At 59.4% G+C, this 19,200-nt stretch carries 15 protein-coding genes; 11 read left to right on the top strand and 4 right to left on the bottom strand.

Features of this window, described 5'->3' with window-relative positions; genetic code table 11:
- Positions 1–66: 66 nt before the first annotated feature.
- Positions 67–504 carry a universal stress protein gene (locus tag NTD85_RS19255; RefSeq protein WP_262142945.1) on the bottom strand — a complete coding sequence of 146 codons (438 nt, stop codon included), beginning with the start codon at positions 502–504 and terminating at the stop codon, positions 67–69.
- Between the two features lie 104 nt (positions 505–608).
- On the opposite strand from NTD85_RS19255, the gene NTD85_RS19260 reads away from it, so the two are divergent.
- The 7 genes from NTD85_RS19260 to NTD85_RS19290 all read left to right on the top strand — a co-directional run bounded on the left by NTD85_RS19260 (position 609) and on the right by NTD85_RS19290 (position 9,015).
- Positions 609–1,046 carry a hypothetical protein gene (locus NTD85_RS19260; RefSeq protein ID WP_262142946.1) on the top strand — a complete coding sequence of 146 codons (438 nt, stop codon included), beginning with the start codon at positions 609–611 and terminating at the stop codon, positions 1,044–1,046.
- Between the two features lie 527 nt (positions 1,047–1,573).
- On the top strand, positions 1,574–3,721 hold the full coding sequence (fadB, locus tag NTD85_RS19265; protein ID WP_024013640.1) for a fatty acid oxidation complex subunit alpha FadB: 2,148 nt from the start codon (positions 1,574–1,576) through the stop codon (positions 3,719–3,721).
- 29 nt (positions 3,722–3,750) lie between these two features.
- A complete protein-coding gene (fadA, locus tag NTD85_RS19270; RefSeq protein ID WP_003226599.1) occupies positions 3,751–4,926 on the top strand; it encodes an acetyl-CoA C-acyltransferase FadA in 1,176 nt (391 codons plus the stop codon).
- A gap of 98 nt (positions 4,927–5,024) precedes the next feature.
- Positions 5,025–5,261 carry a DUF1653 domain-containing protein gene (locus tag NTD85_RS19275; protein ID WP_003226597.1) on the top strand — a complete coding sequence of 79 codons (237 nt, stop codon included), beginning with the start codon at positions 5,025–5,027 and terminating at the stop codon, positions 5,259–5,261.
- Between the two features lie 114 nt (positions 5,262–5,375).
- A complete protein-coding gene (gene topA, locus NTD85_RS19280; protein ID WP_003226594.1) occupies positions 5,376–8,006 on the top strand; it encodes a type I DNA topoisomerase in 2,631 nt (876 codons plus the stop codon).
- A gap of 144 nt (positions 8,007–8,150) precedes the next feature.
- Positions 8,151–8,675: a DUF6586 family protein gene (locus NTD85_RS19285; protein ID WP_003226593.1), complete on the top strand. Its 525-nt coding sequence runs from the start codon at positions 8,151–8,153 to the stop codon at positions 8,673–8,675.
- Between the two features lie 106 nt (positions 8,676–8,781).
- Positions 8,782–9,015, top strand: a complete 234-nt coding sequence (locus NTD85_RS19290) for a hypothetical protein (protein WP_003226592.1) — start codon at positions 8,782–8,784, stop codon at positions 9,013–9,015.
- Positions 9,016–9,109: 94 nt separating this feature from the next.
- On the opposite strand, the gene sulA is transcribed toward NTD85_RS19290, so the two are convergent.
- Together sulA and lexA are read right to left on the bottom strand one after the other, a co-directional pair.
- A complete protein-coding gene (gene sulA, locus NTD85_RS19295) occupies positions 9,110–9,583 on the bottom strand; it encodes an SOS-induced cell division inhibitor SulA (RefSeq protein ID WP_007961817.1) in 474 nt (157 codons plus the stop codon).
- A gap of 10 nt (positions 9,584–9,593) precedes the next feature.
- The gene (lexA, locus tag NTD85_RS19300; protein ID WP_003226590.1) at positions 9,594–10,202 is read right to left on the bottom strand and encodes a transcriptional repressor LexA; all 609 of its coding nucleotides are present in this window, start codon (positions 10,200–10,202) and stop codon (positions 9,594–9,596) included.
- A gap of 229 nt (positions 10,203–10,431) precedes the next feature.
- Between lexA and NTD85_RS19305 the strand changes: the two genes are divergently transcribed.
- From NTD85_RS19305 to NTD85_RS19320, 4 genes are all read left to right on the top strand, one after another.
- Positions 10,432–11,139: a TetR/AcrR family transcriptional regulator gene (locus NTD85_RS19305; RefSeq protein ID WP_007961819.1), complete on the top strand. Its 708-nt coding sequence runs from the start codon at positions 10,432–10,434 to the stop codon at positions 11,137–11,139.
- Between the two features lie 158 nt (positions 11,140–11,297).
- Entirely contained in the window at positions 11,298–12,308 is a 1,011-nt protein-coding gene (gene nagZ, locus NTD85_RS19310) for a beta-N-acetylhexosaminidase (RefSeq protein ID WP_262142947.1), read from the top strand.
- Positions 12,309–12,320: 12 nt separating this feature from the next.
- Positions 12,321–13,058: an S-methyl-5'-thioinosine phosphorylase gene (locus NTD85_RS19315; RefSeq protein WP_103485793.1), complete on the top strand. Its 738-nt coding sequence runs from the start codon at positions 12,321–12,323 to the stop codon at positions 13,056–13,058.
- A 9-nt stretch (positions 13,059–13,067) separates the two neighbouring features.
- Positions 13,068–16,361, top strand: a complete 3,294-nt coding sequence (locus NTD85_RS19320) for a DEAD/DEAH box helicase (protein ID WP_262142948.1) — start codon at positions 13,068–13,070, stop codon at positions 16,359–16,361.
- A 148-nt stretch (positions 16,362–16,509) separates the two neighbouring features.
- Here NTD85_RS19320 and NTD85_RS19325 read toward each other — a convergent pair whose 3' ends face one another.
- Positions 16,510–19,200, bottom strand: a complete 2,691-nt coding sequence (locus tag NTD85_RS19325) for a DEAD/DEAH box helicase (RefSeq protein ID WP_262142949.1) — start codon at positions 19,198–19,200, stop codon at positions 16,510–16,512.

Consider the following 19,200-nt stretch of genomic DNA (forward strand, 5'->3'; position numbering starts at 1 on the left):
GGGGTTTTTTTTGGTTTTTGTCGCGGCGGGGGCGCGCGGGGGCCCGCCCCCACACTGATCAGTGTTTCAGCGTTTGACCAGATGCACTGCGAGTACATCGCAAGGCGCGCCGTGCAGCACGTCGTTGGCGGTGGAGCCGAGCAGCAGCGCCAGACCATGGCGGCCATGGCTGCCGACCACGATCAGGTCGCACAGTTGCTCCTTGGCGAAGTGATGGATTTCCTGGCGTGGCTGGCCGTAGGTCAGGTGGCAATTGGCGCCTTCCAGCTCGGGGTATTTGTGCTTGAGCGTATCAAGGCGTTGCTTGGCCTGATCGAACTGCTGCTGTTGCAGTTGTGACAGATCCATCGGCACATCGCCGCCGAATGCCATCGCCATTGGTTCGACGATATGCACCAGCGACAGCTTGGCACCGTTGCTCGCTGACAGCTCGCGGGCGCGGTGGATCACAGGGTCGCACTCTTCGGTCAGGTCTACGGCGACCAGGATATGGTTGTAGGGCATGAGGTGCTCCTCGTGACGGTTCAATATTGTTAAGTATGGCTGGTTTCAAGCGCATTGGTTCCAAAGTGACGCAATGCGCTCACCTATAAGTCGGGAGTAGAGATATGACGGTCTGGTTGGTGGTGTCAATCCTGCTGGTGGTTCTGAGTCCACTGGCATGGTTGCGCCCATCGCGCGTGCAGAGTGGCCGGATGGCCCTGCGCATGGAGGCTCGGCGCATCGGACTGGCCATGCAGTTAGCGCCTCAGGAGTGGCCGCACTGGCTGTCTCAGGAGCCGCCCAACCCGTGTGCGCAATATCATCGGCCACGGCGTGGCGGTCAGCCGGCGTGCTGGACCTACTGGCAGAAATCGCCGGGCGTGTGGGTCAATCAGTGGCAGGAAGTCTGCGAAGACCGATTGTTGCTCAATCATTTCGAAAAGTTGCCGGGCAACGTGTTCAAGGTCGAGGCCGACAAGCAGATGATCGCTTTGTACTGGGGGGAGAAGGGCGAAGCCACGGTTCTGCAGGATATCGATGCGACTCTGAAAGCACTGGCATGACTCGCGGACTTTTCCCACTGCAAGGGTGGGGAGCGTCCGGCAGACGAGCAATAAAAAGCCCGACATGATTCATCGGGCGGGGTGGCCAGGCAGGCCGGTAACTGTTTTTGTCGCTGATTCGTCTTTTTGCAGTCAGCGGATATCCCTGTAGTCCAGCCAGCGTAGCCTTTTAAACAGGGCTCGTTGCGAATTAGGGCGACTTTTCTAACTATTGATTCTATGAATGGCTTTGCATGCAGAGGCGTATTGCAGCTCTGCGTGCGACGGAAGTGACCGCAAAGTCGCATTTCCACCCGTATTTTGGGCGATTGACAATTGTTGGAAATTCCGTGAAGGTGACGTACCCAAATCAAACGGGCGTATGAATTGAGCGTTTGTCTTACAGACTGCTCCTACAGAATCCCGACTATCGCGTTGGCGGGTGTGCCGGGTGGATTGGCGTCAGCATCGACGAAAAAACGTCCTGCCGAGCCATTTACCTGCGTCCGACGTGTACTGTTCAGCTTCCATATCGTGGAGATCAGTTGATGATTTACGAAGGTAAAGCCATCACGGTTAAAGCTCTTGAAAGTGGCATCGTCGAATTGAAATTCGACCTCAAGGGTGAGTCCGTCAACAAGTTCAACCGTCTTACCCTGAACGAACTGCGTCAGGCCGTGGACACCATCAAGGCAGATGCTTCGATCAAGGGCGTGATCGTCAGCAGTGGCAAGGACGTGTTCATCGTCGGCGCCGACATCACCGAATTTGTCGACAACTTCAAGCTGCCGGATGCCGAGCTGGTTGCTGGCAATCTCGAAGCCAACAAGATCTTCAGCGATTTCGAAGACCTCAACGTTCCGACCGTGGCCGCGATCAACGGCATCGCTCTGGGTGGCGGTCTGGAAATGTGCCTGGCTGCGGACTACCGCGTCATGTCGACCAAGGCCAAGATCGGTCTGCCGGAAGTCAAACTGGGCATCTATCCGGGCTTCGGCGGTACCGTGCGTCTGCCACGTCTGATCGGCGTCGATAACGCCATCGAGTGGATTGCCGCCGGCAAGGAAAACCGTCCTGAAGATGCGCTGAAAGTCAGCGCCGTCGACGCCGTGGTTGCTCCAGAGAAGCTGCAGGAAGCTGCCCTTGAACTGATCAAGCGTGCCATCTCCGGCGAGTTCGATTACAAGGCCAAGCGTCAGCCGAAGCTGGAAAAGCTCAAGCTCAACGCCATTGAACAAATGATGGCTTTCGAAACCGCCAAAGGTTTCGTGGCCGGTCAGGCTGGCCCGAACTACCCGGCGCCGGTCGAAGCGATCAAGACTATCCAGAAAGCCGCGAACTTCGGTCGTGACAAGGCGCTGGAAGTCGAAGCAGCAGGTTTCGTCAAACTGGCCAAGACCTCTGCCGCGCAGAGCTTGATCGGTCTGTTCCTGAACGATCAGGAACTGAAGAAAAAGGCCAAGGCCTACGACGAAATCGCCAAGGACGTGAAGCAGGCTGCCGTACTGGGCGCCGGCATCATGGGTGGCGGCATCGCCTATCAGTCGGCCTCCAAAGGTACGCCGATCCTGATGAAGGACATCAACGAGCACGGTATCGAGCAGGGTCTGGCCGAAGCCGCCAAACTGCTGGTTGGCCGCGTTGATAAAGGCCGCATGACTGCTGCGAAAATGGCTGAAGTGCTCAACGGCATTCGTCCGACCCTGTCTTACGGCGACTTCGGTCACGTCGACCTGGTTGTAGAGGCTGTGGTCGAGAACCCGAAGGTCAAGCAAGCGGTACTGGCTGAAGTCGAAGACAAAGTCAAAGAGGACACCATCCTCGCGTCCAACACCTCGACCATTTCCATCAGCCTGCTGGCCAAGGCCCTCAAGCGTCCGGAAAACTTCGTCGGCATGCACTTCTTCAACCCGGTGCACATGATGCCGCTGGTGGAAGTGATCCGTGGCGAGAAGTCCAGCGAGCTGGCGATTGCCACCACCGTTGCCTACGCCAAGAAAATGGGCAAGAACCCGATCGTCGTCAACGACTGCCCGGGCTTCCTGGTCAACCGCGTTCTGTTCCCGTACTTCGGCGGCTTCGCCAAACTGGTCAGCGCCGGCGTGGACTTCGTCCGCATCGACAAGGTCATGGAAAAATTCGGCTGGCCAATGGGCCCGGCGTACCTGATGGACGTGGTCGGCATCGACACCGGTCACCACGGTCGTGACGTGATGGCTGAAGGTTTCCCGGATCGCATGAAGGATGACCGTCGTTCGGCCATCGACGTGCTGTACGAAGCCAAACGCCTGGGGCAGAAGAACGGCAAGGGCTTCTACGCCTACGAGGCCGACAAGAAAGGCAAGCAGAAGAAAGTCGCCGATCCGTCGGTACTCGAAGTGCTCAAGCCGATCGTTTACGAGCAGCGCGAAGTCACTGACGAAGACATCATCAACTGGATGATGATCCCGCTGTGCCTGGAAACCGTGCGCTGCCTGGAAGATGGCATCGTTGAAACTGCCGCTGAAGCCGACATGGGTCTGGTTTACGGTATCGGTTTCCCTCCATTCCGTGGCGGTGCGCTGCGCTACATCGATTCGATCGGTGTTGCCGAGTTCGTTGCCCTGGCTGACCAGTACGCTGATTTGGGCGCGCTGTACCACCCGACCGCGAAGCTGCGCGAAATGGCCAAAAACGGCCAGAGCTTCTTCGGTTAAGCGCCCCCAACTAGAGTGAGAGTGAACTTATGAGCTTGAATCCTAGAGACGTCGTGATTGTCGACTTCGGTCGTACGCCGATGGGCCGCTCCAAGGGCGGCATGCACCGCAACACCCGTGCCGAAGACATGTCGGCACACCTGATCAGCAAACTGCTGGAACGCAACGCCAAGGTCGATCCTGCTGAAGTCGAGGACGTGATCTGGGGCTGTGTAAACCAGACCCTGGAGCAGGGCTGGAACATCGCACGCATGGCGTCGCTGATGACCCAGATCCCGCACACCTCGGCCGGCCAGACCGTCAGCCGTCTGTGCGGCTCGTCGATGAGTGCTCTGCACACGGCGGCGCAAGCGATCATGACCGGTAACGGTGACGTATTCGTGGTTGGTGGCGTCGAGCATATGGGCCACGTGAGCATGATGCACGGTGTTGATCCGAACCCGCATATGTCGCTGTACGCGGCGAAAGCCTCGGGCATGATGGGGCTGACTGCAGAAATGCTCGGCAAGATGCATGGCATCACCCGTGAGCAGCAGGACGCCTTTGGCGTGCGCTCCCACCAGCTCGCTCATAAGGCGACTGTGGAAGGCAAGTTCAAAGACGAAATCATCCCGATGCAGGGCTACGACGAAAACGGCTTCCTGAAGCTGTACGACTACGACGAAACCATTCGTCCGGAAACTACCCTGGAAAGTCTGGCGGCCCTCAAGCCTGCCTTCAATCCAAAGGGCGGCACCGTGACTGCCGGTACTTCGTCGCAGATCACCGATGGTGCTTCGTGCATGATCGTGATGTCGGCGCAGCGTGCGCAGGATCTGGGGATCCAGCCGATGGCCGTGATCCGTTCGATGGCAGTGGCGGGTGTGGATCCGGCGATCATGGGCTATGGTCCAGTTCCGGCAACACAAAAAGCCCTGAAGCGTGCGGGCCTTGGCATCAACGATATCGACTTCTTCGAGCTCAACGAAGCTTTCGCTGCACAGGCCCTGCCAGTGCTGAAAGATCTGAAAGTGCTCGACAAGATGAACGAGAAGGTTAACCTGCACGGCGGCGCGATCGCCCTGGGTCACCCGTTCGGTTGCTCCGGTGCCCGTATTTCCGGCACCTTGCTGAACGTGATGAAGCAGAATGGCGGCACCTTCGGGGTGGCTACCATGTGCATTGGTCTCGGCCAAGGCATCTCCACCGTCTTCGAACGCGTTTAAGCGTCTCGTCGATGGAAGCCGGGGCCAAGTGCCCCGGTTTTTGTTTTTGTGGATTTATTTTGTATTTATTTTGAAAAAATTTGAGTGAGGGCCGAAGCATGCCGATACAACCTGGGCTCTACCAACATTACAAGGGGCCGCAGTACCGCGTATTCAGTGTTGCGCGGCATTCCGAGACCGAAGAGGAAGTGGTGTTTTACCAAGCCCTGTATGGCGAATACGGCTTTTGGGTGCGCCCCTTGAGCATGTTTCTGGAGTCGGTCGAGGTTGACGGCGAGCAGGTGCCACGCTTTGCTTTGGTGCAAGCCGAACCGAGCCTTTTTTCCAAGGTATGAGACGAGTGCGTGCAGAACCCTGCGCTTGACCTCACCTTGTATCAACTATATATAGCGGTGCCGCGTCAGGCGCCAACCGCCTTTCACTTCTAGAATTCAGGAATTTTCTGATCCATGGGCAAATCGCTGGTCATTGTGGAATCCCCGGCTAAGGCCAAGACCATCAACAAGTATCTGGGTAACCAATACGTGGTGAAGTCGAGTATCGGCCATATCCGAGACCTGCCCACCAGCGGTTCGGCTAGCGCCAGCAAAGAACCAGCCGCCAAGCGTGGCAAGGCTGCCGCAGGTGAAGGGCCGGTGCTCACGCCGAAAGAGAAGGCGCGCAAGCAGCTGGTCTCGCGTATGGGTGTCGATCCGGAACATGGCTGGAAAGCCAAGTACGAGATCCTCCCGGGCAAGGAAAAGGTCATCGAAGAGCTGCGCCGGCTCGCCAAGGATGCTGACACCATCTATCTCGCAACCGACTTGGATCGCGAGGGGGAAGCCATTGCCTGGCACCTGCGCGAAGCCATCGGTGGTGATGACAGCCGCTACAAGCGCGTGGTGTTCAACGAAATCACCAAGAAGGCGATTCAGGAAGCCTTCTCCGAGCCGGGCGAGCTGGACATCGATCGTGTAAACGCCCAGCAGGCGCGTCGTTTCCTCGACCGCGTTGTGGGTTACATGGTCTCGCCGCTGCTATGGGCCAAAATCGCCCGTGGTCTGTCGGCCGGTCGCGTGCAATCGGTTGCCGTGAAGCTGGTGGTCGAGCGTGAGCGCGAGATTCGTGCATTCAACCCGGAAGAATACTGGGAAGTGCACGCTGATCTCGGCACCGCCAAAGGCTCGACCGTACGCTTCGAAGTGGCTCGCGAGAAGGGCGAAGCCTTCAAGCCGCTCAACGAAGCCCAGGCCACGGCCGCGCTGGAGAAGCTCAAGTCTTCCAGCTACAGCATCGTCAAGCGCGAAGACAAACCGACCAGCAGCAAGCCGTCGGCGCCGTTCATCACGTCAACCCTGCAGCAGGCGGCGAGCAACCGCCTGGGCTTCGGCGTGAAGAAAACCATGATGATGGCCCAGCGCTTGTATGAAGCCGGCTACATCACTTATATGCGTACCGACTCGACCAATCTTTCGGCTGATGCCGTGGCAATGGCGCGGACTTACATCGAAGACGAGTTCGGCAAGAAGTACCTGCCGGAAACGCCGAACGTCTACAGCAGCAAGGAAGGCGCACAAGAGGCTCACGAAGCGATTCGTCCGTCTGACGCCAACACCACGCCGAGCAAACTTGCGGGCATGGAGCGTGACGCAGAGCGCCTCTACGAGCTGATCTGGCGCCAGTTTCTCGCCTGCCAGATGCTGCCGGCGCAGTACCTGTCGACCACCGTCAGCGTCGCCGCTGGGGATTTCGAGCTGCGCGCCAAGGGCCGCATCCTGAAGTTCGACGGCTACACCCGCGTCATGCCGCAGATCGCCAAGCCTGGCGATGACGATGTTCTGCCGGACATGGCGCAGGGCGACGTGATGAAGCTGATCAAGCTTGATCCATCGCAGCACTTCACCAAGCCGCCGGCCCGTTACTCGGAAGCCAGTCTGGTGAAAGAAATGGAAAAACGCGGCATCGGTCGTCCTTCGACCTACGCGGCGATCATTTCGACCATTCAGGATCGCGGCTACGTGACTCTGCACAACCGTCGTTTCTATTCGGAAAAGATGGGCGACATCGTCACCGAGCGTCTGTCGGAGAGCTTCTCGAATCTCATGGACTACGGCTTCACCGCCGGCATGGAAGAGAACCTCGATGACGTGGCTCAGGGCGAGCGCGACTGGAAAAACGTGCTGGACGAGTTCTACGGCGACTTCAAGAAGAAGCTCGAAGTGGCCGAGAACCCGGACAACGGCATGCGTGCCAACCAGCCGGTCATGACTGATATTCCGTGCACCACGTGCGGTCGTCCGATGCAGATTCGTACCGCATCGACTGGCGTGTTCCTCGGTTGCTCGGGTTACAGCCTGCCACCAAAAGAGCGCTGCAAGGCCACCGTCAACCTGGTTCCGGGCGACGAGATTGCGGCGGACGACGAGGGTGAATCGGAGTCGCTGGTGCTGCGCGGCAAGCATCGCTGCCCGATCTGCAGCACGGCGATGGACGCTTACCTGCTCGACGAGAAGCGCAAGCTGCACATCTGCGGTAACAACCCTGATTGCGCCGGCTACGAAATCGAAGAGGGCAACTACCGTATCAAGGGCTACGAAGGTCCGAGCCTGGAATGCGACAAGTGCGGCAGCGAGATGCAGCTCAAGACCGGCCGCTTCGGCAAGTTCTTCGGTTGCACCAATCCGACCTGCAAGAACACCCGCAAACTGCTCAAGAGCGGTGATGCGGCGCCGCCGAAGATGGATCCGGTGAAGATGCCTGAGCTGAAATGCGAAAAGGTCAACGACACCTACATCCTGCGCGACGGTGCTTCCGGTCTGTTCCTGGCGGCTAGCCAGTTCCCGAAAAACCGCGAGACTCGTGCTCCGCTGGTGATCGAGATTCTGCCGCACAAGGACGAGATCGATCCGAAGTACCATTTCCTCTGTGAAGCACCGCAGAAGGATCCTGATGGTCTGCCAGCGGTCATCCGTTACAGCCGCAAGACCAAGGAGCAATACGTGCAGACCGAGGTCGACGGCAAGCCTACCGGCTGGAAGGCTTATTACGACGGTGGCAAGTGGACTGTTGAAGACAAGCGCACGAAAGCCAAGGCCGAGTAAGCGTTAGCCTGATACACCAAAGGCCGCATGATGACCCTCGGGTTTTCATGCGGCCTTTTTGTTTTGTGCTTGCGGTCGGATCCGTTGATCCATGACACTGTCGGGTCTGTGTGACGCAATTATTTCGCTGTGGAGACTGCCGGCATGGCGCACGAACTCTATACCCGCACCAATCAGAAGATCTATTTCGCCGGCCTATCGCTGGACGCTCTGGCTCGCGCCGAAGAGGGGCGGGCGATGAATTCGTTGGCGTTGATTCAAGCTGGGCGTGAATCGGCGTTGTTTCACCTCTATGGCGCGCTTCTAGGGCTGTGCCATGAGATCGCCGGTTTCTACCGTCTGCCTCAGGCTAATGCGTCGCGAGCGGAAGCGTTGCTGACTCGCGAAGTCCTGGAATCGATTGCGATCCCTGAGCTGGCCGAGATGATCGAGTTGGCGGGCAATCCTGAAACCTGGCTGGCGAAACTGCTGGCGGCGCACTCGGCGTTGTTTCAGCCGCCACGGGTGCCACACAAGCCCAAGGGTGATGTGACACAGCCATTGATTCAGGCCGTTAATCTGGATGAAGAAGAGACGCCGCAAGAGTTGAGCCGCGAAGAGCTGGAGAGCTGGCGGCAAAATCTCAAAGGCCTGGCCATCCGCTTTCGCGAAGGCTTGAACGAATGCTGAGGACAATTGACACGGTGGCAATCTGAAACATGCTGCTGGTCAAGATACCGAGCGAAGCCTGAATGATGTCTATATAATCCCTGCCTTTCGTGGAGAACAGACCTATATGCCAACGTCCTTTCTAGAAATTGTCGAGTTACCAGACGGCCGAATCGAACTGCGCAGGGCTGAGGACGAGGGGTCTCTGGTGACGCTGGATTTCTCCGAGGATGCCAAGGCGTTCCTGCAAGGCCAGCACGTGGAAATCGCCAAGGCGATGTTGAGCGTCGGTGTGCAGATGGCCGGTCGTATGGTTGAAGGCGAATTTGATAAGGAAGAAGGGCCGCGGGTTCTTCACTGAGCCCCGCCTGTCGGCGTTTGCTGTTACCGCATCAGATCGGCTTCTCTGTCCTTGGAGAAGCCATGCGCTTCACACAGCGCGTGTCACAAGTGAATCAACCCAATCGAATATTCAGGCTCTGAGCGTCGCCCGTGCGCGCAGCGCTGATCAACTGCTGCCGTGAGCTTGTGTTCAGCGGGTTGAGCCAGGTCACCACCGTGTGGCTACGACCCAGACGCAGTGCTTCGCAGGCCAGTTGCTGGGCGCTTTGCGCGCCACGTGGTTGCAGCAGCAGAATGCGTTCACGGTTCAGGCCGGCCTCGCGCAGCCAGGTCTGGGTCAGGCTGGCAGGAGGGGCAATCAGCGTCAGCCAGCGCGCGTCCTGATCTTCACTCAGTTCGCGAAGGATCGGGGCAAGCAGGTTCAGGCAGTTCCCGGCTGCACCGCGCAGTGACAGCTCGCTGAATACTTCCGGTTCGGCAATCCATGGGCGCTCGACCACATCTTTCAGGATCGGCGCCATCGGTTGTGCCAGAAACGCTTCGAATAACGGCAGTTGTGTTTGCTGAGGTGTGTGTGGGAACTGCATAAAGCCTCCTTTAGCGGCGGATTACGCCGACACTCAAGCCTTCGATCACCAGTTCCTGATCTTTCAGGTCGACTTCGATAGGGGCGAACTCAGGGTTTTCGGCAATCAGCCAGACTTTGCTGCCTTCGCGCTTGAAGCGTTTGACGGTGACTTCGTCGCCGATTCGCGCAACCACGACCTGACCATTGCGTGCTTCGCGGGTGGTGTGAACCGCCAGCAGGTCACCGTCGAAAATACCGATGTCCTTCATGCTCATGCCGTGTACGCGCAGCAGGTAATCAGCGCGAGGGTGGAAGAACGCAGGGTTGATATTGCAGGACTCTTCGATGTGCTGCTGGGCGAGGATCGGTGCACCGGCGGCGACCCGGCCAATGATCGGCAGGGTAGAGTCGTCAGCCTTGGCTTCAAACCCGGGAATGCGAATGCCGCGGGAGGCGCCCGGGGTCATCTCGATCGCACCCTTGCGGGCCAGGGCCTTGAGGTGTTCTTCCGCCGCGTTGGGCGACTTGAACCCCAGTTCCTGAGCGATTTCCGCGCGGGTTGGCGGGTAGCCGTTGTCTTCGAGGCAGCGTTTGATAAAGGCCAGAATCTCGGCTTGGCGTGGCGTCAGCTTTAGCATATTGATCGCTCTGTCTTTTTATACAGTGACTGGGATTATATACAGTGAAGCGGTCTTGGCAATGCCCGTTTTTTTGCAGGCCGCCGGACGGTCGGCAGCCGTGCTTATTAAAGGAGCGGTCCAGTGTGGTTAAATAGCTGACCGACCATTCCCAAAACGGACTGGCAGGCTTGACAAGGCACAGGCTGAAACGTATGTTTCAAACAAGTGTTTGTCAGGCGGAGTAGCCATGGCCCAGTCGGAAACCGTTGAACGCATTCTTGATGCTGCCGAGCAGTTGTTCGCGGAGAAAGGTTTCGCGGAAACCTCATTGCGTTTGATCACCAGCAAAGCCGGAGTAAACCTGGCGGCGGTGAACTATCATTTCGGCTCCAAGAAAGCGCTGATCCAGGCGGTTTTCTCGCGCTTCCTCGGGCCGTTCTGCATCAGCCTCGATAAGGAGCTGGAGCGTCGCCAGGCCAAGCCTGAAAACAAGCCGACCCTTGAAGAACTGCTGGAAATTCTCGTCGAACAGGCGCTCGTGGTGCAGCCACGCAGCGGTAACGATCTGTCGATCTTCATGCGTTTGCTCGGCCTGGCGTTCAGCCAGAGCCAAGGCCACTTGCGTCGCTATCTGGAAGACATGTACGGCAAGGTGTTCCGCCGCTACATGCTGCTGGTCAATGAAGCAGCTCCACGCATTCCACCTATCGAACTGTTCTGGCGCGTGCACTTCATGCTCGGCGCTGCGGCGTTCAGCATGTCCGGGATCAAGGCCTTGCGTGCGATTGCCGAGACCGATTTCGGCGTCAACACCTCGATCGAACAGGTGATGCGTCTGATGGTGCCGTTCCTTGCCGCCGGCATGCGTGCCGAAACCGGTGTCACCGACCCGGCCATGGCGACTGCGCAACTTCGTCCGCGCAGCAAATCGACCCCGGTAGCCGCCAAGGTTTAACCGCACACGGGTGGGCGCGGCAGTTTACATCCGCTAAGCTAGCCGCCCATGCCGACTCTCGTTCTGAACCCGTTTCCTATCGACATCGCCAACCTGCCGGGCACCGCTCTCGGTGGCGATGTCGTGCGAATCGGGTTTTTCGTTTTCAAGGAATCTCTATGACTGCTGGCCTGCAAGGCTCGTTGATGGTGGACGTCGCCGGTACCTGGCTGACGGCCGAGGATCGCCAATTGTTGCGTCAGCCCGAAGTGGGCGGCCTGATCATTTTTGCCCGCAACATCGAGCACCCGCGCCAGGTGCGTGAGTTGAGCGCCGCCATCCGCGCCATTCGCCCGGATCTGCTGCTGGCGGTCGACCAGGAGGGCGGTCGCGTGCAGCGTCTGCGTCAGGGCTTCGTGCGCCTGCCGGCGATGCGCGCCATTGCCGACAACCCGAACGCCGAATACCTCGCCGAACAATGCGGCTGGATCATGGCCACCGAAGTGCTGGCGGTTGGCCTCGACCTGAGTTTCGCCCCGGTGCTGGATCTGGATTACCAGCGCAGCGCCGTGGTTGGCACGCGTTCGTTCGAAGGGGATCCCGAGCGCGCCGCGTTGCTCGCCGGCGCCTTCATCCGCGGCATGAACAGCGCGGGCATGGCCGCTACCGGCAAGCATTTCCCCGGTCACGGTTGGGCCGAAGCCGACTCCCACGTCGCGATCCCGAATGACGAACGCAGCCTCGACGAGATTCGTGCAAACGACTTCGTACCGTTCGCCAGACTAAGCAAGCAATTGGCAGCGGTGATGCCGGCGCACGTCATCTATCCGCAAGTCGATTCGCAGCCGGCCGGATTCTCCCGCCGTTGGTTGCAGGACATCCTGCGCGGCGAGTTGCAGTTCGACGGCGTGATTTTCAGCGACGACCTGTCGATGGCCGGCGCCCATGTGGTCGGCGACGCCGCCAGTCGCATTGAAGCCGCGCTCAGCGCCGGTTGCGACATGGGCCTGGTGTGCAACGACCGCGCTGCGGCCGAACTGGCCCTGAGTGCTGCGCAACGGATGAAGGTCAAGCCGTCCGCACGCATTGCGCGGATGCGCGGGCAGGCGTTCGCCAGCACCGACTACCGTCAGGATCCGCGCTGGCTCACCGCCATCGGCGCGCTCAAAGACGCTCAATTGATCGATTAAGGACTCTTCGTTATGACGGTTTACGCAATCATCGGTGGCACCGGCCTGACCCAGCTCGAAGGCTTGAGCATTCGTCAGTCGTTGGCGGTGGACACCCCTTACGGTGCGCCTTCGGCCGAGGTGCAAATCGGCGAGTACGCCGGCAAGGAAGTGCTGTTCCTCGCCCGTCACGGCCATCCACATCGCTTCCCGCCGCACAAGGTCAACTACCGCGCCAACCTGTGGGCGCTGAAGCAGGCCGGCGCCGAGGCGATCATCGCGGTCAATGCGGTGGGCGGGATTCATCCGGCGATGGGCACCGGCCATTTCTGCGTGCCGCATCAGATCGTTGATTACACCAGTGGCCGCGAACACACGTTTTTCGCCGATGATCTGGAGCACGTCACCCATATCGATTTCAGCTTCCCTTACAGTGAGCCGCTGCGTCAGCAATTGATCGCCGCGCTGGCTGCCGAAGGCTGCGAATACAGCGATCAGGGGGTGTACGCCTGCACCCAGGGCCCGCGTCTGGAAACCGTGGCGGAGATCGTGCGTCTGGAGCGTGACGGTTGCGACATCGTCGGCATGACCGGCATGCCGGAAGCGGCATTGGCCCGTGAGCTGGATCTGGATTACGCCTGCCTGTCGCTGGTGGTGAACCCGGCAGCAGGCAAGACCACGGCGGTGATCACCATGGCCGAAATCGAGCAGGCGCTGCATGACGGGATGGGCAAGGTGAAATCGACGTTGGCGCGGGTGTTGGCCAGCTAAGGACTGTCCATGAGCATTTTCATCGAGCGGCTTAAAGGGCTGGCATGGACTGACGCATTCAGTAGCAAGGCGTTGGCCAAGGCCCGCGCTTATGCTGCCGATGATCGGGTAGAGATCATCGAGATCGATGACAGGAAGATCGAGGCGTTCTGCGTCGGTTCGGAAACTCAGGCGTATGAACAAAGCATCTACCTGTCCGAAGATCGCCTGGGATCGGTTAATTTGCGTTGCTTGTGCACCTGCCCCGTCGTGATTGATTGCAAGCACTGCGCGGCGGTGCTCTATCACCTGCAGGGCATTGACGACGATACGTCCGAAAGTGACGCACAGATCCCCTTGGGTCGGGCGCTCGAGCATTGGCTTTCGACAGTCCCCGTCCCGGCCAGGCTCGTCGACGAAGGGGCGCAAACCGCGGGCACGCGCCTGTTTTACAAACTCAAACCCACGTCTGCGAACGGCAAGTGGCTGCTCGATATTTTCAAGGTCTATCAGCTCAAGAGCGGAGAGTTACGCGAAGTAAAACCGGTGTATTCGCTGTCGGACATGCTCATGCGTCAGCCCGGTTATCTGTCCGAACTGGATCTGCGCGTCGCCAGGCTGTTGGTCGCCATGCATTCCCATCACGCCTATTACAGCGGCTATCCGCTGGAAGGCAGCAGTGGCGCGGAACTGCTGGAAATGCTCCTGCGCACCTCCCGCCTGTTCCTCGACTTCGAAAACTTGCAGCCACTGACGCCGGGCGCGAAACGCATGGGTCTGTTCTCTTGGGCCGAGCAGGCCGACGGTGGGTTCCGCGCCCAGTGGAGCAGTGCAGAAGCTGCGCAGGAAACCGTGCTGGCGCTGGAGCCGCTTTATTACCTCGATCGTGAGCAGCGACAGGTTGGCCCTCTGTTCAGTGAACTGGAAGAAAAACTGGCCTGCCATTTGACCCTCGCCCCAGATATCCCCGCGCGTCAGGCCATGCAGTTCAGCCATCGCATGAGCGCGATGACCAAAATCCCGCCGCCGCACAAACTCACCGAACGAATCATCGATGACGTGCTTCCGCAGCCGCAACTGACCTTGGTCAGCGGCCGGGAGCGTTCGCGCTGGGAATACGTTCTGGAGCACCGCGCCGCTCTGGTGTTTACCTACAACGGTCATCCGGCGGTGGATCGTAATCCGGAAGTGATGGTCCTCAATGGCACTGAAACCCAGCGCATTCGGCGCCAGCCTGCGATGGAAAAGAAGCTGCGCCAGAGCCTGCAAAAGCACGGCTTTAAAAAAGCCACGCGCAAGAGCGCTATGGATCGCGCCGGCGAGATGTTCACTTTGCCGGATGATTCCGCCTGGCTCGGATTCATGCACGAAGGGCTTGCCACACTGCGCGCCGCGGACTGGGAAATCGAAATCAGTCCCGGCTTCCATTTCGATGTGCAGCCGGTTGAACACTGGTACGCGGAGGTCGAAGAAGAGGCCGGGCATCAATGGTTTGATCTGCAACTGGGCATCGTCGTCAATGGCGAGCGCTACAGCTTGTTGCCGATCCTTCTGCATCTGTTGCGTACCCAGCCACGTTTGCTCGACCCGGTGAATCTGGCGCAACGCAGCGACGACGAAAAACTCCTGATCGAACTCAAGCCCAGCGGTTTTGGCGACCCGGCAGGCGCCAAGGTGGCCTTGCCGCTGAGTCGGGTCAAACCGCTGATGGCGACGCTGGGCGAGCTGTACCTGGGCGGACATCAGGGCGATGCGCTGCGCTTGACTGCTCCAGACGCCGCGCGCCTGAGTATGCTCGATGGCGTGCCACTGGAATGGCAGGGCGGCGAACGCCTGCGCACTTTTGCCAAGCGGCTGCACAATTCCAGTCACACCCACATTGCTGCGCCAGCCGGCCTTAATGCGCAGCTGCGCCCGTATCAGCTCGAAGGCCTTGGCTGGATGCAGACTCTGCGGGAGCTGGAGGTCGGCGGCATTCTTGGCGATGACATGGGCTTGGGCAAAACCCTGCAGACCCTGGCGCATCTGCTCACGGAAAAGCACGCCGGGCGCCTCGATTGCCCGGCACTGGCGGTGATGCCGACCAGCCTGATTCCCAACTGGCTCGACGAGGCACAGCGCTTCACGCCTCAGTTGAAGGTCCTGGCGCTGCATGGGACCGGGCGGCAAAAAGACTTCGCCAATCTCGCCGAATACGACTTGGTGCTGACCACTTACGCCTTGCTGCCCAGGGATCTTGAAACGTTGCGGCCGCAGTCGTGGAGCGTACTGATTCTCGACGAAGCGCAGAACATCAAGAACTCGCTGAGCAAAGCGGCGCAGGCCGCACGTGACTTGCAGGCCCGTCAGCGCTTGTGTCTGAGCGGCACGCCACTGGAAAACCATCTCGGCGAGCTGTGGTCGCAGTTTCATTTCCTCATGCCTGGCTGGCTGGGCGACAGCAAATCCTTCAACCGCGATTACCGCACACCGATCGAGAAGCATGGCAATGTCCAGCGCATGCAGCACCTGACGGCGCGCATCAAGCCGTTTTTGCTGCGTCGCAAGAAAGATCAGGTCGCCACTGAGCTGCCGCCGAAAACCGAAATCATCCATTGGGTTGAACTCAGCGACGGCCAGCGCGACGTCTATGAAACGGTGCGCGTGGCGATGGACAAAAAAGTGCGCGACGAAATTGCCCGCAGTGGTGTGGCGCGCAGTCAGATCATCATTCTTGATGCCTTGCTCAAGCTGCGTCAGGTCTGCTGCGATCTGCGCTTGATCAACATGCCGCTCACGGCGAAGGCATTGCGCTCGGGCAGCGGCAAGCTGATCAGCCTGATGGAGATGCTCGAAGAGTTGCTCGGCGAAGGTCGGCGCATCCTGCTGTTCTCCCAGTTCACCTCGATGCTGGCGCTGATCGAGCAGGAGTTGCAGCAGCGCGCTATCGGTTATTCGTTGCTGACTGGCGACACCACCGACCGGCGCACGCCAGTCAAGAATTTCCAGGGCGGCAAGGTGCCGTTGTTCCTCATCAGCCTCAAGGCTGGCGGTACCGGTCTGAACCTGACGGCTGCGGACACGGTGATCCACTTCGACCCGTGGTGGAACCCGGCAGTGGAGAATCAGGCAACTGATCGCGCTTATCGTATCGGGCAGAACAATCCGGTGTTTGTTTACAAGTTGATTGCCAAAGGTACCGTGGAGGAAAAAATCCAGGCGCTGCAGCAGGAGAAAGCTGCGCTGGCCGGGGCGGTGCTGGAAGGTGGTACGACAGGTGGGTTCAAGCTGGAGCAGAGTGACATCGAGGCGCTGTTTGCGCCGCTGCCGGTTTCCAGGGGTTGACTGTCCAGGTCAGAGTTCGACATCTGATGGCCCTATCGCTGGCAAGTCAGCTCCCACAGGTTTTGTAATGTTCACAAATTAGTGCTCAACGCAAAGCACCGTGGGAGCTGGCTGGCCAGCGATGGCAATTTATCGGAAAAAACGCATCTCAACGCTTGTCGAACTTGTCCGGCAACGGCGCAAACAGCGCTTCAATATCATCGCTCTGCAGTTTCCAGTCCCCGGCCTTGCGCCCATCCAGTACGCCCGCTGCCAGGTCAGACTTTTCCTTCTGCAGGTGCTGAATCTTCTCTTCCACCGTGCCCCGGGCGATCATCTTGTAGACGAACACCGGTTTCTCCTGGCCGATTCGATACGCGCGGTCAGTCGCCTGATTCTCGGTCGCCGGGTTCCACCACGGATCGTAATGGATCACCGTATCCGCTTCGGTCAGGTTCAAGCCGACGCCGCCGGCCTTCAGGCTGATCAGAAAGATCTGACGCTTGCCGCTCTGGAATTCCTTCACCGGCGTGCGCCGATCGCGGGTCTGGCCCGTCAACAAGGCGTAGGCCACGTTGCGTTTTTTCAGTTCGTCTTCGATCAGTGACAGCATCGAGGTGAACTGCGAGAACAGCAGAATCCGCCGACCTTCTTCGAACAGCTCTTCGAGCATTTCCATCAGGCTGTCGAGTTTGCCCGAGGTGCTGCCACGGGCGGGCAGGGTGGCGTCGTTGACCAGGCGCAGGTCGCAGCAGACCTGGCGCAGCTTGAGCAGGGCTTCAAGAATGATGATCTGGCTACGCGCCACGCCTTTGCGAGTGATCTCGTCGCGGACTTTCTTGTCCATCGCCAGGCGCATGGTTTCGTAAACGTCGCGCTGCGCCTCATTGAGATCGACCCAGTGGATGATCTCGGTTTTGGGCGGCAGTTCGGTGGCCACCTGTTCCTTGGTGCGGCGCAGCAGAAACGGTTTTATCCGCCCATTGAGGTGCTGCAGCCTGACTTCGCTGGCGCGCTTTTCGATCGGCACGCGGTAGTCGGCATTGAAGCTTTTGACATCGCCCAACCAGCCCGGCAGCAGAAAGTGGAACAACGACCACAACTCGCCGAGGTGGTTTTCCAGCGGTGTGCCACTCAGGCACAGGCGCTGGCGCGCGTTGAGTTCGCGAGCGGCCTGCGCGGCCTTGCTGTTGGGGTTCTTGATGTACTGGGCTTCGTCGAGCACCAGAACGTGCAAGGGCTGTTGTGCCAGCCGATCGACGTCCTTGGGCAGCAGCGCATACGTGGTCAGGATCAGGTCGAAGTCGGCCAGATGATCGAAATGCTTTTTGCGGCCGGCACCGTACAGCGCGACCACTTTCAGTTGCGGCGTGAAGTGCGCGGCTTCGTCGAGCCAGTTCGGGATCAGGCTGGTGGGCATCACCACCATGCACGGTCGATCCAGGCGTCCGGCGTTTTTCTCACTGAGAATATGCGCCAGGGTCTGTAGGGTTTTGCCCAGGCCCATGTCGTCCGCCAGAATCCCGCCAACCTCAAGCTGACGCAGCGACTGCATCCAGCTCAAGCCTTCGAGCTGATAGGGACGCAACGTCGCGTTCAAGCCCTTCGGCGCTTTGGCCGTGTAATCGCGAATGTCGCGCAGGCGTTGGGCGAAACTGCGGATCTGCTCGCCGCCCTCCCACAGCAGGGGAATGCCTTCCAGCGAATTGAGGCGCGTGGCATCGGCCTTGCTCAGGCGCAGGGTGGTTTCGCCCGGTTCCTGCAAGTAGAACTCGCCCAGCGTTGCCAGTACCGGTTTCAGTCGGCCAAGGGGCAGCGCCACTTGCAGCGGCCCGTGCTCACTGTTGCGTTGCGGCACATTGACCAGAATCAGCTCGTCATCACGGCGCCGCGCCAGGCGTTCCGGGTTGAGGATTTCCGTGTGCGAGCGCATCAGGTTGAGCAGGATCGGCAGCAGGCTCAGGCGTTCGCCATTGACGATGATCCCCAGTTCCAGATCGAACCAGTCGCGCTCCGGCGCCTGTTCGACGGTGGCGTACCAGTCGTCGACGGCGGTCAGGTCGAAACCGAACTCCTCGTCGATCTGCAATTCCCAGCCTTGGGTGCGCAGCTTCGGCAGTTCGTTGAGGGTAAACGTCAGCCAGGCGCTGTCGTTGACCATCTCGTACAGCTCGCCGGCGCTTTCCGGCAGCGCTTTGCTCTGGCGCGTTGCGATACGGAAGCCGAGGATTCTTAACTGTTCGCGGTAGGACTGTTCCACTTCCGGATGGCGTTTTATCCGCAGGGTCTGGGTTTCCTGGCGGATCAGGATGTCGCTGTTTTTCTGCCCGCTGACGTATTCATCCAGATAGCTGAACGACAGCGCTGCTCGATGCTGAATGTAACGCTGCATCTTGCCGTTGCGCGGCTCGAACGCGCTGAACTCGACACTCGCCAGCCACAGGCGCGGCAGCGGTTGCACGTTGTCCACCAGCACTTGCGGCGGCGCTTTGGGGCTACGGTTCTCCAATACGGCCTGGAGTTTTCCCAGCAGCTCGGCGTCTTTCGCAGCGGCAGGGTACTCGAGGGTTTCCTGCACTTGCAGGAGTACTGCGGCGCAGTGTTTGCAGTTATTGCGCACCGGGCAGGTACAGGTGGCGTCAACCAGCAACAGGGTGTCTTTGGCTGACTCGCGCAGGTGAATGGTCTGACGGTAGACGTTACCGCCAGAGCCTTCGCAACTGGCGGTGATGGTTGCATCGCCGACCTGTGCGATGCGTACCCGGTTCTCCAGGGCGTAGCGGCGGCCACGCTCCAGGCTCTGTTCCTTGAATCGGCTGACCCAGGAGGGTGCCAACGGTTTACTCAGGGGCGGGGACAT

Source organism: Pseudomonas sp. 13B_3.2_Bac1 (assembly GCF_025466205.1).
GTDB classification, from domain to species: Bacteria; Pseudomonadota; Gammaproteobacteria; order Pseudomonadales; family Pseudomonadaceae; genus Aquipseudomonas; species Aquipseudomonas fluorescens_H.